The 14,672-nt window shown below is 68.2% G+C and carries 13 protein-coding genes; 6 read left to right on the top strand and 7 right to left on the bottom strand.

Going from position 1 to position 14,672, the window contains the following annotated elements:
• The first annotated feature begins 19 nt into the window (after positions 1-19).
• The 3 genes from AC07X5_RS09735 to AC07X5_RS09725 all read left to right on the top strand — a co-directional run bounded on the left by AC07X5_RS09735 (position 20) and on the right by AC07X5_RS09725 (position 5,168).
• Positions 20-556, top strand: a complete 537-nt coding sequence (locus tag AC07X5_RS09735) for a methylated-DNA--[protein]-cysteine S-methyltransferase (RefSeq protein WP_494769949.1) — start codon at positions 20-22, stop codon at positions 554-556.
• A gap of 219 nt (positions 557-775) precedes the next feature.
• Positions 776-4,615, top strand: coding sequence for a sensor domain-containing protein (locus AC07X5_RS09730; RefSeq protein WP_494769948.1), 3,840 nt, complete (start codon positions 776-778; stop codon positions 4,613-4,615).
• A 49-nt stretch (positions 4,616-4,664) separates the two neighbouring features.
• Complete coding sequence (locus AC07X5_RS09725; protein WP_494769947.1) at positions 4,665-5,168, top strand: YcxB family protein; 504 nt, start codon at positions 4,665-4,667, stop codon at positions 5,166-5,168.
• 17 nt (positions 5,169-5,185) lie between these two features.
• Here AC07X5_RS09725 and AC07X5_RS09720 read toward each other — a convergent pair whose 3' ends face one another.
• From AC07X5_RS09720 to AC07X5_RS09710, 3 genes are all read right to left on the bottom strand, one after another.
• Positions 5,186-7,141 carry a propionate--CoA ligase gene (locus AC07X5_RS09720; RefSeq protein ID WP_494769946.1) on the bottom strand — a complete coding sequence of 652 codons (1,956 nt, stop codon included), beginning with the start codon at positions 7,139-7,141 and terminating at the stop codon, positions 5,186-5,188.
• Between the two features lie 107 nt (positions 7,142-7,248).
• Positions 7,249-7,854 carry an isochorismatase family protein gene (locus tag AC07X5_RS09715; protein ID WP_409956317.1) on the bottom strand — a complete coding sequence of 202 codons (606 nt, stop codon included), beginning with the start codon at positions 7,852-7,854 and terminating at the stop codon, positions 7,249-7,251.
• Between the two features lie 58 nt (positions 7,855-7,912).
• Complete coding sequence (locus AC07X5_RS09710; protein ID WP_494769945.1) at positions 7,913-8,995, bottom strand: PQQ-dependent sugar dehydrogenase; 1,083 nt, start codon at positions 8,993-8,995, stop codon at positions 7,913-7,915.
• 207 nt (positions 8,996-9,202) lie between these two features.
• Here AC07X5_RS09710 and AC07X5_RS09705 point away from each other — a divergent pair, with 207 nt between their 5' ends.
• A complete protein-coding gene (locus tag AC07X5_RS09705; RefSeq protein WP_494769944.1) occupies positions 9,203-9,787 on the top strand; it encodes a C40 family peptidase in 585 nt (194 codons plus the stop codon).
• Between the two features lie 64 nt (positions 9,788-9,851).
• On the opposite strand, the gene AC07X5_RS09700 is transcribed toward AC07X5_RS09705, so the two are convergent.
• Positions 9,852-10,241, bottom strand: a complete 390-nt coding sequence (locus tag AC07X5_RS09700; protein ID WP_494769943.1) for a hypothetical protein — start codon at positions 10,239-10,241, stop codon at positions 9,852-9,854.
• Positions 10,242-10,477: 236 nt separating this feature from the next.
• Here AC07X5_RS09700 and AC07X5_RS09695 point away from each other — a divergent pair, with 236 nt between their 5' ends.
• Together AC07X5_RS09695 and AC07X5_RS09690 are read left to right on the top strand one after the other, a co-directional pair.
• A complete protein-coding gene (locus AC07X5_RS09695) occupies positions 10,478-10,729 on the top strand; it encodes a GlsB/YeaQ/YmgE family stress response membrane protein (protein ID WP_494769942.1) in 252 nt (83 codons plus the stop codon).
• A 71-nt stretch (positions 10,730-10,800) separates the two neighbouring features.
• On the top strand, positions 10,801-11,304 hold the full coding sequence (locus AC07X5_RS09690; protein ID WP_494769941.1) for a hypothetical protein: 504 nt from the start codon (positions 10,801-10,803) through the stop codon (positions 11,302-11,304).
• Positions 11,305-11,316: 12 nt separating this feature from the next.
• Here the strand turns inward: AC07X5_RS09690 and AC07X5_RS09685 are convergent, their stop codons facing one another.
• From AC07X5_RS09685 to AC07X5_RS09675, 3 genes are read right to left on the bottom strand one after another with little or no spacing between them, the layout of a single operon-like run.
• Positions 11,317-12,996 (bottom strand): tannase/feruloyl esterase family alpha/beta hydrolase, encoded by a 1,680-nt coding sequence (locus AC07X5_RS09685; RefSeq protein ID WP_494769940.1) that lies wholly within the window; start codon positions 12,994-12,996, stop codon positions 11,317-11,319.
• 39 nt (positions 12,997-13,035) lie between these two features.
• Complete coding sequence (locus AC07X5_RS09680) at positions 13,036-14,043, bottom strand: Bug family tripartite tricarboxylate transporter substrate binding protein (protein ID WP_409964211.1); 1,008 nt, start codon at positions 14,041-14,043, stop codon at positions 13,036-13,038.
• 45 nt (positions 14,044-14,088) lie between these two features.
• The gene (locus tag AC07X5_RS09675) at positions 14,089-14,565 is read right to left on the bottom strand and encodes a DUF3237 domain-containing protein (RefSeq protein ID WP_409964210.1); all 477 of its coding nucleotides are present in this window, start codon (positions 14,563-14,565) and stop codon (positions 14,089-14,091) included.
• Positions 14,566-14,672: the final 107 nt, after the last annotated feature.

Raw genomic sequence — 14,672 nt, 5'->3', positions numbered from 1 at the left:
CCACCACCGTCTTCCCGCCATGCAATTCCATCCTGCCACGGTGCAAGCACGCGCCGATTCCGCGCTGGGCCCCGTGCGCCTGGCCGCATCTCCGCTGGGCCTGGTCGGCCTGTGGTTCGACGGCCAGCGCCACCAGCCCAATGCCATGCTCGACGGCCCCAGCGCCTGGCGCGAGGTGGCTGGCCACGCCCTGATGCAGGAGGCCGCGGGCCAGTTGCAGCAGTTCCTGCACGGCGAGCGCCGCGGGTTCGACCTGCCGCTGGACCTGTCGGGCGGCACACCATTCCAGCAGGAGGTCTGGCGTGCGCTGCTGGCCATCGGCTGCGGCGCCACGTCCACCTATGGCGGCCTGAGCCGTGAACTGGGCCGGCCGCGTGCGGTGCGCGCCGTGGGGGCCGCCGTGGGGCGCAACCCGATCAGCGTGATCGTGCCCTGCCACCGGGTGCTGGGTGCGGACGGCAGCCTGACCGGCTATGCCGGGGGCCTGGAGCGCAAGGGCGCCTTGCTGGCCATCGAAGGCGCCCGTCCGCGGACGCAGGATCTGCTGGCGGCCTGAACGGCCGGCAGGCCCGCAGCCACCAAGAGGCCATCATCGCGGCCCGCAACCCCTTGTCAACCGGGCTTGTCAGGACGTGCACGGCGGCGCTGGAGGCTGTGGAACGGCCCTAAACTCTGCGCATGGGCCTTGCGTCGGTTTTTCATCTGCTTACAAGCTTTGCGGCACCGGCCCGCGCGCCCGCGGCTTCGCACGCACCGGGGGCTGGCCGCGGGCACCATGGCGCATAACACCCTGCTCGCGGGCAGCCTGTTGCTGCTGCTGACCGTTCTGGGGCTGGCGCTGCTGCCGCCCCGGGAGGTGCTGACCCCTTCGCGGCGCACCGAATGGCTGGCAGGGCTGGTGGGCGGCCTGGTGTCGGCGGCCATGCTGGCCGTGCTCAACTTCCAGGCCAGCGGCCCGGGCCTGGTGGCCTACCCTACGGCCACCGCCTTCGTCGCCCTGTGCTTCGGCGTGCGCGCGACCGCCCTCTCCGCGGGGCTGGCCTTCCTGGCCGCCACCTGGATCCAGGGCTCGCCCTCGCCCACGGGGGCCCTGGTGCTGGCCAGTGGCTGGGCCTGCGGAGCTCTGTGGCGGCGCGTGGCGCTCTACCGCGGCAAGCGCAGCTGGCCGGAGATGCTGGGCCTGGCAGCGAGCCTGCCGGTGGTGAGCGGCCTGGCGCTCAGCGCCGCGGGCGCCCAGGCCGAGGTCCCCACCATGGCGAGCTGGTGGGAGGGCCTGCCCTGGCAGCATGGCGCCGGCATCCTGGTGCTAGGCAGTTGCCGCCTGCTGCTGATCAGCAAGGCCCAGTCGATGGATGCGACGGAATCGGCCCACCGGTTCCTGGGCCAGCGCGAGCAGCAGTTGCGCATGGCCCTCGACTCGCTGAACGGCGGGCGCTGGGAGTGGGACGTGGACACGCGCCAGTTCCGCTGTGAAGGCGATTTCTATGCCCAGTTCGGCCTGGGCGAAGACGCGCTCAAGGCGCCTGGCCTGTGGCAGCGCTGGTACGACCTGCGCCACCCGGTGGACCGGGAACGCAACGCCGCCAGGCTGGCCCGGGCCATGGACGGGCTCGAGGACACCTACGAGGCTGAATTCCGCGTGCGCGACACCACAGGGCGCTGGCGCTGGCTGATGTCGCGCGGCATGGTGTCCCTGCGCGATGCGGGCGGCAAGCCGTTGCGCCTGATCGGCATGGACGTGGACATCTCCGCGAACCGCGAGGTCCAGCAGGCGCTGCGCGACTCGGAAGCCAAGTACACCTCGTTCTACCAGACGCTGCCCGATCCGGCGGGCATCACCCGCATCGCCGACGGCTGCTACGTCGACGTGAATCCGGCCTTCTGCGAGATGTTCGGCCTGTCGCACGAGCAGGTGGTGGGCCAGACCTCGACCGGCCTTCGGATCTGGGCCAGCGATGAGGAGCGCAAGCGCCTGCTGGACACCTACCAGCGCCATGGCAAGGTGGACCGCCTGCCCCTGGTGGCGCAGAGGCACGGTGTGCGCATCCCGGGGCTGATGTCGGCACGGTCCGTGCTTGTGGATGGCGAAAACTGTTTCGTCTTCGTTTTCCACGACATGACCGAAGCCCAACGCACCAGCGACGAACTGCGCGCACTCAATGGCCTGCTGCAACAGGCCGGCCGGCTGGCACGCCTGGGTGCCTGGGAGGATGTGCGCGGCAAGGGCCTGGTCTACTGGTCGGACGTGTGCTTCGACATCCACGGCATGCCGCCCGGCTCGCCGCTGCCCACCGACTACATCGACCGCATGGTGGCCCCGCCTTACCGCGAGCTGCTGCGCAACCATTTCCGCGCGAGCATCCTGGATCGCGCCGAATGGAGCCTGGAGCTGGAGGTGCACCACACCGATGGCCGGCTGGTCTGGGTCCGCGCCCGCGGCGAACCCGTTATCGAAAACGGCCGTGTCACCCGCGTGCGCGGGGTCATGCAGGACATCGACGAGGCCAAGCGCGCCAACGAACGCCTGCGCCAATCCGAGGAGCGGTTCTCGCGCATCTTCCAGCTCATGCCCTTCCCCATGGGCCTGTCGCGCCGCGCCGACGGCCAGTACCTGGACGTGAACCCGGCCTGGGAGTCCTTGCTCGGCATACCGCGCCAGGAGGCCATCGGCCAGACCGCCGTGCAACTGGGCATCTTCACCGCCGAGGACCGGCGACAGCTGATGCAGGCTTTCGAGCAGAAAGGCCCACAGGCCAGCCACGAGGTGACCCTCCATGGCCGCCCCAACACCCGGCTGACCGTGCTGCAGTCCATGCGCGCCATCGATTTCGACGGCGAACCCTGCTGGCTGTTCTCGGTGCATGACATCACCGACCGCAAGCGGTACGAAGAGCAGATCCGGGAGCGCGAAGAGCTGCTCTCGCTCACCATCTCCGCTGCTTCCCTGGGCCTGTGGGACTGGGACATGGCGCGTGGCACCATCACCGGCGACAGCCGCTGGGCCACCATGCAGGGCAGGACGCCGGGCACCATCGCGCAGACTTCGGTGCGCTGGACCAGCGCAGTGGCGGCGGAAGACATCGACCGCATCACGGCCGAAGTGGCGCGCCATGCGGCGCGGCCGGCCACGCCCTTCGATGCCACCTGGAAGGTGCCCGCACCCCATGAGGGCACGCGCTGGGTGCGCAACCTGGGCAAGATCGTCAGCTTCGACGCCGACGGTCAGCCCCTGCGCATGCTGGGCGTGGCGCTCGATGTGACGCCGCAGCGCGAGCAGGAGGTGCTGCTGCAGAAGATGGCGCACTTCGATGCCCTCACCGGCCTGCCCAACCGCGTGCTGCTGGCGCGCAGGCTGCAGGAATGCCTGGACCAGGCGCGCGAACGCGGTACCCTGCTGGGCGTGGGCTACCTGGACCTCGATGGCTTCAAGCCCGTGAACGACCGCCTGGGCCACGGCGCTGGCGACCGCCTGCTGGTGATGGTGGCGGGCCGCCTCACGCGCGCCCTGCGCCCCGGCGACAGCGTGGCCCGCCTGGGCGGCGACGAGTTCGTGATGCTGCTGCCCGACCTGGCCGACACCGCCGAGTGCGAACGCATGCTCTCCCGGGTGATGGAGAACATCTCCGCCCCCTACGCGCTGGACACCGAGCGCGTGCTCGTCACCGCCAGCATCGGCTACACCGTGTTTCCGCTGGACGAGGCCGATGCCGATACCCTGCTGCGCCATGCCGACCAGGCCATGTACGCGGCCAAGCAGGCCGGGCGCAACCGCTTCCACCAGTTCGATGCCGCGCAGGAACGGGCCCTGTTGGCGCAGCGCGAGCAGGGCAAGCACCTGCAAGAGGCCATCGCCGGCGCGCAGTTCGTCCTGCACCTGCAGCCCAAGGTGGACATGCGCAGCGGCGCCGTGGTGGGGGCCGAGGCCCTGGCACGCTGGCAACACCCCGAGCGCGGGCTGCTTGCGCCCGGTGCCTTTCTGCCGCTGCTGGAGGGCACCGAGCTCGAGATCAGCTTCGGCCAATGGGTGGTCGGGGCGGCCCTGGACCTTCTCAGGCGCCTGAACGGCCATGGCCTCGCCCTTCCCGTGAGCATCAACATCTCGGCACTGCACCTGCAGCACGCCGGCTTTGCCGACTGGATGGCCCGCACGCTGGCCGAGTGCCCCGACATCGATGCGCGCCAGGTGGAGATCGAGATCACCGAAAGCGCCGCGCTCTACGACCTCAGTGCCGTGGCCGCCACGCTGACGCGGCTGCGCGAGCTGGGCGTCACCGTGTCGCTCGACGACTTCGGCACCGGTTATTCGTCGCTCACCTACCTGCGCCGCCTGCCCATGGACACGCTCAAGATCGACCAGAGCTTCGTGCACGGCATGATGGGCGACCCCGGCGACCTGGCCATCGTGCAGGGCGTGATCGGCCTGGCCCGCTCCTTCGGCTACCGGGTGATCGCCGAAGGCGTGGAAACCATCGAACAGGGCCAGATGCTGCAGCAGCTGGGCTGCGCCCAGGCCCAGGGCTACTGCATCGCGCGGCCCATGGCGCTGGAGCAGTTCGTGGACTGGGCGGCCCAGTGGCAGACGCCGGCTGGCTGGCAAAGGCAGCGACCGCATTGATGCCGGGCATCTGGCACACTGCGGCCCATTTTTCTGGCGATCTGTTCCGATGCCCCTGGAAACCACCCTGCACTACACACCTGACCTGGTCCGCCACGCGGTCGCCTGCTTCTGGCGCCGCTCCACGGGCATGCGCACGCTGCTGGTCACTGCCGCCATGGCCACCTGGTTCGGCGTGCTCCTGGCACGCGGGGACCGGTCCTGGCAGATCGGCGTGACCGGTGCGGCCGTGGCCATCAGCCTGCTGGTATGCGCGACCGTCTATGCCGTGCACTACCGCAATGCCATGGGCAAGCTGCGTGATATGGGCGGCACGGCACAGGCCACCCTGCGGGCGGATGAGACAAGCTTCACGCTGCAGTCGAATGCGGGCCTGGCCACGCTGCCCTGGTCCAGTGTGAAGGAAATCTGGCAGTTCGAGCGCGTCTGGCTGCTGCTGTTCTCGCCCGCGCAGTTCAGCACCCTGCCGGTGGCCGATTTGCCGGCGGACCTGCGCGAGCGCATCGAATCCAGCGTGCGCGAGGCAGGCGGCAAGGTCCGGCAGATCCGCTGAACCGGGCTGGATCCGCCTCAGGCCGGGGAATCTCCCACCAGTTCACGCACCTGCTGCAGCGCGGCCGGGTCTTCCATGGTGGTCAGGTCGCCCGGGTCGCGCCGCTCGGCCACGGCCTGCAGGGCGCGGCGCAAGAGCTTGCCGCTGCGCGTCTTGGGCAGTACGGTCACGAAGTGCACGCGCGAAGGGCGTGCCACGGCGCCCAATTGCTGGTCCACGCGCTGCATGACCTCGCCCTCCAGCTTCAGCCGCGCGGCCGGCTCGCCCAGCGCGCTCGCGTCGCGCGCCACGGCAAAGGCCATGGCCACCTGGCCCTTGAGCGCATCGGCCACGCCGACCACGGCCACCTCGGCGATATTGGGGTGCGAAGCGATGCTCTCTTCGATCTCACGTGTGCCCAGGCGGTGACCGGCGACATTGATCACATCATCGGTGCGGCCCAGGATGAAGTGGTAGCCGTCGGCGTCGCGGATGCCCCAGTCGAAGGTGCTGTAGATCAGCTTGCCGGGAATGCTCTTCCAGTAGGTGTTGACGAAGCGTGCATCGTCGCGCCACACAGTCTGCATGCAGCCGGGCGGCAGCGGCCCCTCGATGGCGACCACACCCTTCTGGCTGGCGCCCGTGAGCTCTTCGCCCGTGGATTCATCGATCAGCTTGACGGCATAGCCGTACATGGCCTTGCCCGGGCTGCCGAAGCGCGTGGTCTGCGGCTCCACGCCATTGGCCAGCGTGAGTATGGGCCAGCCGGTCTCGGTCTGCCAGTAGTTGTCGATGATGGGCACCTGCAGCGCATCGCTGATCCACCGGGCCGTGGGCTCGTCCAGCGGCTCGCCGGCCAGCCACAGCGCCTTGAGGCTCGATACGTCGTACTTGCGCAGCCAGCTGGCATCCTGCTTCTTGAGCACGCGCACCGCCGTCGGGGCCGAGAACATGTGCGTCACCCTGTACTTCTCGACGATGCTCCACCACACGCCCGCATCGGGGCGGATCGGCAGGCCCTCGTACATGATGGTGGTCATGCCCGCGATCAGCGGACCGTAGACGATGTAGCTGTGCCCCACCACCCAGCCGATGTCGCTGGTGGCGAAGTAGGTGTCGCCGGGCTTCGCGTCGAAGATGTGCTGCATGCTGGCCGCCAGCGCCACGGCATAACCACCGGTGTCGCGCTGCACGCCCTTGGGCTTGCCCGTGGTGCCGCTGGTGTACAGGGTGTAGCTCGGGTGCGTGGCATCCACCCATTCGCAGGGCACGGTGGCATCGAGATGCTGGGCACGCAGGGCCGCCCAGTCATGGTCACGTCCCGGGTGCAGCTGCATCGGCGCCAGGCCGCGGTTGACCATCAACACGGCCTGGGGCTTGTGGCGCGACTGGGCGATGGCCTCGTCGAGCAGCGGCTTGTAGGGCACGACCTTGCCGCCGCGCGAGCCGGCGTCGGCGCTGACCACGGCCACGGGCTCGGCGTCCTCGATGCGCGAGGCCAGCGAGCCCGAGGCAAAGCCCCCGAACACCACCGAATGCAAAGCGCCAATGCGCACGCAGGCCAGCATGGCGAACGCCGCCTCGGCCACCATGGGCATGTAGATCAGCACCCGGTCGCCCTTCTTCACCCCCAGGGCCAGGAGCACGGCCGCCATGCGCTGCACCTCGGCATGCAGCTCGGCAAAGCTGTAGCTGCGCTCCGTATCCGTCTCGGTGGAGATGGCCACCAGGGCCGGCTGGTCGGCGCGCCCGGCGAGGTGCCGGTCCACCGCGTTGTGGCACAGGTTGGTGGTGCCACCCGCGTACCAGCGCGCAAAGGGCGGGTTGCTGTAGTCGCAGATCTGCCCCGGGGGCGTGTTCCAGTCGATGAGCCGGGCCTGTTCGGCCCAGAAAGCCTCGGGCTGCTCCATCGACTGGCGGTAGAAATCTGCGTAGCGCGTTGTGGTCATGCGGTGTCTCCTGCATCTCGTCTGCGCACCTCGGCTGGGGCGCATTTCTGAATTCATAATTATTCATGACGGGCTTGCGGGAAGCTGACGCACAGCGCGCGTCCGCGCCGTGCGGCGCAGGGGCCGCGGCACGGCGGTCCGGGGCGGGCTGTTTACTTGATCAGCGCCAGCACATCCTTGAAGTCCGGGTGCTCGCAGCTGCCCAGCCACTCGAAGGCGACCATTTCCGTGGTGACCAGCTCTGCTCCAGCGCCCGCCAGGCGGTCAAAGGCGGCGTCGCGGTTGCGGTCGGTGCGCGAGCCGCAGGCATCGGTCACGACCCAGACGTCGAACTCGTCCTCGATCAGGTCCAGCGCCGTCTGCAGCAGGCAGACATGGGCCTCGCAGCCAGCGATGACGATGGTGCCGCGCTCGGGCGCCTGCTGGGCAGGCTTTTGCAGGTGCTTGGGCAGGCTGCGCGCATTGCCGCCCTGCTGGGGTTTGGCAGGGGGGCGCAGCCATTCGCCCAGGCCTTCTTCCGCGGCGCTGAAATGCATCTTGGCCAGGGTGCGCTGGCAGAGCGCGCGCAGGGCTGCGTCGTTGGCGCCCAGGCGCGAAGGATTCTGCTCCGTGCCCCAGACCGGCACCTCCAGCAACTGCGCGATCTGTGCCAGGCGGCGCGCGTTGGCCAGCACGGCAGCAGCATCGGCAATGGCGGGCATCAGGCGTTCCTGGTAGTCCACCAGGACGAGTTGGGATTCAGAGGCGTCGAGCAGCATGGGCGATCTGGGGGGAATTCAATGGGAATGCCCCATATTGTCGCAGCCTCAGGCTGGGTCAGGATGCCGGTGCCAGCCGCAACAGGCGCCCCTGCGGGCTGTCCGTCAGCAGGTAGAGCCAGCCGTCCGGCCCCTGGCGCACGTCGCGGATGCGCTCGTTGTTGCCCTGCAGCAGCTTCTCTTCGCGCTGTACCTTGCCACCCGCCACCTCGATCCGGTGCAGCGTGCCGAACTTGAGCGAGCCCACGAACAGGCTGCCGCGCCAGGCGGCGCCATAGCGCTCGCTGGTCAGGAAGGCCATGCCCGATGGGGCGATGGAAGGCACCCAGTAGTGCAGCGGCTGCTCCATGCCGGCCTTGGCCGTGCCCTCGCCCACCTTGCCGCCGCCGTAGTTCTCGCCGTAGGTGATGACCGGCCAGCCGTAGTTGCGGCCCGGCTGGGGCAGGTTGATCTCGTCGCCGCCCTGGGGGCCGTGCTCGTGCATCCACAGCTTGCCGTCGGGTGCGAGCGTGGCGCCCTGGGCGTTGCGGTGGCCGTAGCTCCAGATCTCGGGCAAGGCGCCAGCACGCTCGCGGAACGGATTGTCGGCCGGCACCGTGCCATCGGGCGTGATGCGCACGATCTTGCCGTGGTGGTTGTCGAGCTTTTGCGCGTCGTCCTTGCGGTGGTAGCGCTCGCCCAGCGCCAGGAACAGGTTGCCGTCGCCCGCCTGCACGATGCGGCAGCCAAAGTGCAGGTTGCTGGCCACCTTGGGTTTCTGGCTGAAGATGACCTTGACGTCCTGCAGCGAGCGCCCGTCAGCCGCCAGCGTGGCGCGCGTCAGGGCCGTGCTGTTCTCGGAGGCTCCGGCGGCGCCGGGCTCCGAGTAGCAAAAGAAGATGCGCCGGTTCTTCGCGAAATCGGCATCGGTCACCACGTCGAGCAAACCGCCCTGCCCTCCGGCAGCAATGCTGGGCAGCCCGGACAGTGCGGGCCCCAATTGGCCGTTGGCTTCGACCACGCGCATGCGGCCCGGCCGTTCGGTGACCAGAAAGCGGCCCTCCGGCAGAAACGCCACCGCCCAGGGGTTGACCAGGCCCGTTGCCACTGACGCCAAGGTGACACCCTTGGCTGGCTGGGCGGCAGCCGGCATGGCGAGCATGCCCCCGCAGGCCAAGGCAGCGAAAAACCCCAGAGATGCAGGAGAAATGGTGCGTTTTGGCGTCAGATTCATGTCAACCATCGTAACAGCGGCCCCATTTTCTCGGGTTTCCGTACGGGAATCGGGAGCGCATGTCCAGCCAGGCCGTCACCACATACGTGACTTCCCTCACAAAATGTGCCAATTCGCGTGGTACCCTCCGCACCCATGTCCAAATGGTTTTGCACCCTCCTCATGGCTTGCGCTGTCAGCGCACAGGCTGCACCATCCACCGGTCAAGCGGATGACATGGAAAAAATCCTGATGGACAAGGGTCTCATGTCCCAGTTGAAGGACGTGCAGCACACCGTGGCAGACAAGGCACACACGGTGGCGGACAAGGCGTCCGATCTCGTGGGCAATGCCATGGGCTTCCTCGGGGTGCGCTACAAGCGCGGTGGCAACAGCGCCGAGACCGGATTCGATTGCAGCGGTTTCGTCCGCGCGATGTACGAGCAGACGGTGGGCCTTTTGCTGCCCCGCCGGGCGGACCAGCAGGCCGCCACCACCACGGTGATCGACAAGAAGGAACTGCAGCCGGGCGATCTGGTGTTCTTCAACACCATGCGCCGTGCATTCAGCCATGTGGGTATTTACGTGGGTGATGGCAAATTCATTCACTCTCCTCGCAGTGGATCGGAAGTGCGGGTCGAAGACATGCGTGTTTCCTACTGGCAGCGCCGTTTCGACGGGGCACGCCGCGTCACCCCGGCAGCCGCTGCGGTCGAAGCCAACACCCCAGCTGCCAAGTAAGCCGAACGGCCTGCTTCAATCCGCATGACAAAGCGCGCCAACGGCGCGCTTTTGCGTTGTGCGCTCATGGTTTGACCACGTAGGTGGATTCCGTGCTGCGGATCGGGCCGCCTGTCACGTTCACCGGCCGGGCATTCGGGTTGCGCAGGAATTCCTTGGCGGCTGCCATGTCTGCCTGGTAGCGCGCCCGGGCCTGGGCCTCGCAGGAGCGGCGCTCGGCCCCCGCCTGGGCACGGCACTCCTCCAGCGCCACCTTCATGCCGCCGCCCGCCTCGCGGATGGCGGTGTTGTAGCGCTGCTGGGGTGTCATGTCTGCCACGGCACCGCGCTGCAGCGATGCCTCGTCGCCCTGCGCATGCGTGGTCGACGGTGCTGCGAAAAACACTCCCACCACGAGCGCTGCCGCCGCGACAAGGGACGTCGGACCAATGGGTGGGGTCAATGGCTTGCGCATGGCGGGCCTCCTTGGGGGCAGATGCAGGACATGCGAGTCACTGTAGACACGAAGCCGGGCGGCCGTCATCAGCGGCGCGCGCGCCGCCCTGTGCGGCAATTCCTACACAGGCACCCGTATCCATTGTCAACAACTGCGAGCCGTGCATCCAATGGCTGCTGTCCGACAGACGGGGGGCACGCTGCGCGGCTACAGTCGGCCATTCCTTCTTTCACTTGCATACAAAGCGATAAACCATGTTTTCACTGATAGGAACGCTGCTCATCGGATTGGTCGTTGGCTTCATTGCGCGCGCCATCAAGCCAGGAAACGACTCCATGGGCTGGATCATGACGGCCCTGCTGGGCGTGGCAGGCTCGTTCCTGGCCAGCTATCTGGGTGTGGCCATGGGCTGGTACCAGCAGGGCGACGCAGCGGGCTGGATCGCCTCCATCCTGGGTTCCATCGTGCTGCTGATCATCTACGGCCTGATCAAGGGAAAGAACTGAGCACCGTGCCGTTGTCCTCGGGCAGGTTCGGCCCCAGATCAGTCAGGCAAGACACTTTGAGGATTTGACCGATGCCCACTGCCCGACAAATGGCCGCTGACGATCCCGCGCTCACTGCTGCCGTGCAGCGCAGCCAGCGCATGCTGCACCGGCGTGCCCTGGTGGCGGCTGCCGCCAGCACGGTTCCCGTGCCAGGCCTGGATTGGGCCGTGGACGCAGCCCTGCTCTCACGCCTTCTGCCCCAGATCAGCGCAGAGTTCGGCCTGTCGGCCGAACAGCTCGACCGCCTGGATCCGGAAAAGCGCGAGAAAGTCCAGAAGGCCGTGGCCCTGGTCGGCTCGGTGCTGATTGGCAAGTTCATCACCCAGGAACTGGTGCTGCGCGCCGCCCGCACCGTGGGCCTGCGCCTGACCACCAAGCAGTTGGCCAAGTACGTGCCCATTGCCGGGCAGGCGGTGTCGGCCGCCATCGGCTATGCCACGCTGCGCTACCTGGGCGACCAGCACATGCGGGACTGCATCCGTGTGGTGCAGGAGGCACAGCTGCAGCTGCCAGCCCCTGCGGCCAAGGGCTGACCTTTTGCTCACCTACTCAGAACAGGTGAAGTTGCCGGCATCCTCCACGCTGCCCGACCCCTTGTACTTGGCGAACTTCGGGTAGGCGCACAGCGGCCGTGTGCGGTTCGGGTAGTCTGCCTGGGTTGGCAACGCCTTGGCGGCGATGGTGTCCGGAGCAACACCCTTTTCCACCCAGTCGACCATGGTCTGGATCGAGTCGAAGGTGTCCGTGGCCGGGCCGCCCGAGCAGTGGTTCATGCCCGGTACCAGGAAGGTCCGTGCAAAGCCCTGGGTGCTGGCCATGCCGCCATTGTTGGCGGCCAGCCGCTCGTAGTAGTCCACCGTGTCCTTGGCCGAGAAGATCGGGTCCGACATGCCATGGATGAACAGCAGCTTGCCGCCGCGCTGGCGGTAGGCGGTGAGCTTGTCGTCCGCATAGGTGTCGTAGATCGCCGAGTAGGCGGCCATGCGCGCCGGGTCGGTGTCGAAGTTGAAGCCCAGCGGGTTGAACGTGAGGTCGGGCGGGGTGAAAAACTCGTTGACGAGGGCATCGACCATCAGCGTGATGTAGCGCGCGTCGGGCGTGGCCGTGGTCGAGCTGCCCAGCGTCCAGGCACGCCAGCCGGGCGCGGCCAGGCCCGGGTCCCAGGGCTGGCCGGCATACAGCGCTTGCCCGGCCGAGTTGCGTGGCCCGGTGAACACCTTGGTGAGGGCACCCACCTGGGCTGCCGACAGGCATTCAGCCCCCTTGGCACCGCTGCACTGCAGCACGGCCGGGTTGAACTGGCAGGCCTTGGTGTTGCCGACCATGCCATCCACCACGCCGTCGGCCGCATCGCACGAGGACTTCACTGCATTCGCCACCAGGTTCAGGTCGGCATTGCTGAAGGCCTGCGAGAGGATGCGGTTGCCCGCGGAATCCTGCGGTGCGATGGCGTTGAAGGCGATGGTGTTCCACATCGCGGCCACCGTGGCGCCGCTGGACACCCGCATGGCCGGCGCGCCGGCCGTGATGGCGTCAAAGTAGTCCGGAAAGCGCTGCGAGAACACCATGCCCTGGCGGCCCCCGCCCGAGCAGCCCGAGAAGTACGACCGGTCGGGCTTGCGGCCGTAGTGCGTGGCGATCAGCGACTTGGCCGACACCGCCGTCTTGTCGTAGGAGTTGTAGGCATGGTCGATGCGCGCCTGCGGATCGGCGCCGAAGCTCGCCGTGGTACCGCTGTGCCCCGCGTCGGTGGACACGACTGCAAAGCCCTGGCCCAGCGGCGATGGCGTGCCGCCCGAGATGCTGGAGCTGAGCGAGGTATCGCGCAGGATGCCGTCGTTGCCGCCGCCGCCGATGAACAGGAAGCGGCCGTTCCAGTTGTCCGGCAGGCTCAGCTGGAAGCCGATGGCGTAGTTCTTGCCATCCACCCCGACACGCGGGTTGATGCTGCCCGTGACCACGCAGTGGCCCGGCAGCAAGGCGCCCGTGGCCGCACCGCCTGGGCGCTTGGTGTCGGGCGGTACATAGCTGGTCGCCAATGTGGTGGCCGCCAGCCTGGCGCTGGCGACCAGGTCGGTACAGGCGGCCGCATAGGCGCCATTGGCGGGCGGCCAGACGGGCCCGTCGTTGCTGCCGCCGCAGGCGGCCAGGGCGAAGGGCAGCAGCACCGTGGCGGGCAGCGCCGCGCGGCGCACGGCGTGTGCGCGAACAAGGATGGATGGCATGGTCTGTCTCCTGGGCTGTTTTGTGGTTCTCGGTGGGGTCTAGTCCGCCTTGAAGCCCGTGGCGGCCACAGCCTTGCCCCAGGTCACCGTGTCGGCGGCGATGATCCTGGTGAACTCCTGCGAGCCGGTGCCCGTCACGCGGAAGCCGGCCTCTTCCATCTTGGCCTTGCCCTCGGGCGACTGGACGGCCTTGACGATGTCGGCACTGAGCTTGGCCACGATTTCGGGCGGGGTCTTGGCGGGCGCCACGATGCCGAACCAGGACGAGAACTCCAGGTTGGCATAGCCCTGCTCCTTGATGGTGGGCACATCGGGCAGCGCATTGGTGCGGGTGGCACCGGTGCTGCCCAGGGCCGCCAGCTTGCCGGCCTTCACGTTGGGGGCAGCCAGGCCCACGCTGGCGAACACGCCCTGCACGTCGCCGCTGAACAGGCCGCCCAGTGCGTCGGTGGTGTTCTTGTAGTGCACCGGCTCGGGCTTGAGCTGCACGGCATCACCGAACATGAAGGCGCCGAAGTGCCCCGGCGTGCCCGCGCCGAAGGTGGCCAGGAACAGGCCCTTTTGCTGCTTGGTCCAGTCGACGAAGTCCTTGACGTTGCGTGCCGGCACCTTCTGCGGGTTGACCAGCAGCACGAAATCCGAGGTGACCACCTGGCTCACCGCCACGAAGTCCTTTTGCGGCGCGTACGGCAGCTTGGTGTAGCTGCTGGGCGCAATGCTCAGCTGGCCGGTCTCGCCCAGCATCAGGGTGTAGCCGTCGGGCTGGGCGCGTGCCGCCTCGGTGGCGGCGATCAGCCCGCCCGCGCCGGGCTTGTTGTCCACGATCACGCCCTGGTTGCCCCAGGCCTCGGAGAGCTTTTGCGCCAGCAGCCGCGCCACGATGTCCGGCCCCGTGCCGGCCGGGAAGCCCACGATGATGCGCACGGGCTTGTTCGGGTAGCCGGCAGCGGCGTTCTGGGCCTGGGCGGTCGCCCAGGGGGCGGCCAGGCCGGCCACCGCAACGGCGGCCAGCAGTGCGCGGCGTGCAGGGGTGAAAGAAGGCTTCATGGTGATGGTCTCCATTGGTTTTTTGTGAGGAAGGTCGGGAAATACTCAGGCCAGTTCGAAGAAGCGCATGGCCACGGCGTCGGGATAGCGCGCCCCCGAGCCCACGAACATGCGCTCGGCGATCCAGGCCAGTGCGGGCGAGGCGGTCTCGAAGCTCGGGCTGCAGCGGAAATAGATCTGCCCCGGGTCCACGGGCTCGCCGCGCACCAGGCGCGCGATCAGCTCCGGCGGGCCCGAGCGCACGGCGCGGTTCTGCACATAGATGAAGTCGCCGCCATCGGTCTCGAGCACATAGCGCGCATCGAGCTCGGAGAGCCGGCCGTTCACGATGAGCTGGAAGTCGGCGCCGCCGGGCAGCACCCGGGCCGTCCAGCCCTCGCCCGTGGCGGTGCCGCCGGTGATGGGGATCAGGCGCCGCAGGCCGTGGGCGGTCTGCCCCACCTCCTGCGGCACGCCCACCTGCACGCGCAGGTCGGCAAAGAATTTCAGGCGGGGTTCGGGCAGGGATGAGGGGTCGGACATGGCGCTGATTCACGGCAAAATTGGTTATGAACCTAGCGTAAATCCGGTTGTGTGCGGGGCCTGTCATCCCTGAGGATGACAGCGCGATGACACGGATCTCCCACACC

The organism is Acidovorax sp. GW458-11-26-14-TSB4 (assembly GCF_059423865.1).
This window is presented reverse-complemented; position numbering and strand designations above follow the sequence as displayed.

Excerpts from the sequence above, each read along its gene's own strand:
- AC07X5_RS09735 (WP_494769949.1), top strand. The coding sequence starts at position 20 with ATGCAATTCCATCCTGCCACGGTGCAAGCACGCGCCGATTCCGCGCTG.
- AC07X5_RS09730 (WP_494769948.1), top strand. The coding sequence starts at position 776 with ATGGCGCATAACACCCTGCTCGCGGGCAGCCTGTTGCTGCTGCTGACC.
- AC07X5_RS09725 (WP_494769947.1), top strand. The coding sequence starts at position 4,665 with ATGCCCCTGGAAACCACCCTGCACTACACACCTGACCTGGTCCGCCAC.
- AC07X5_RS09720 (WP_494769946.1), bottom strand. The coding sequence starts at position 7,141 with ATGCGCCCCAGCCGAGGTGCGCAGACGAGATGCAGGAGACACCGCATG.
- AC07X5_RS09715 (WP_409956317.1), bottom strand. The coding sequence starts at position 7,854 with ATGCTGCTCGACGCCTCTGAATCCCAACTCGTCCTGGTGGACTACCAG.
- AC07X5_RS09710 (WP_494769945.1), bottom strand. The coding sequence starts at position 8,995 with ATGCTCGCCATGCCGGCTGCCGCCCAGCCAGCCAAGGGTGTCACCTTG.
- AC07X5_RS09705 (WP_494769944.1), top strand. The coding sequence starts at position 9,203 with ATGTCCAAATGGTTTTGCACCCTCCTCATGGCTTGCGCTGTCAGCGCA.
- AC07X5_RS09700 (WP_494769943.1), bottom strand. The coding sequence starts at position 10,241 with ATGCGCAAGCCATTGACCCCACCCATTGGTCCGACGTCCCTTGTCGCG.
- AC07X5_RS09695 (WP_494769942.1), top strand. The coding sequence starts at position 10,478 with ATGTTTTCACTGATAGGAACGCTGCTCATCGGATTGGTCGTTGGCTTC.
- AC07X5_RS09690 (WP_494769941.1), top strand. The coding sequence starts at position 10,801 with ATGCCCACTGCCCGACAAATGGCCGCTGACGATCCCGCGCTCACTGCT.
- AC07X5_RS09685 (WP_494769940.1), bottom strand. The coding sequence starts at position 12,996 with ATGCCATCCATCCTTGTTCGCGCACACGCCGTGCGCCGCGCGGCGCTG.
- AC07X5_RS09680 (WP_409964211.1), bottom strand. The coding sequence starts at position 14,043 with ATGAAGCCTTCTTTCACCCCTGCACGCCGCGCACTGCTGGCCGCCGTT.
- AC07X5_RS09675 (WP_409964210.1), bottom strand. The coding sequence starts at position 14,565 with ATGTCCGACCCCTCATCCCTGCCCGAACCCCGCCTGAAATTCTTTGCC.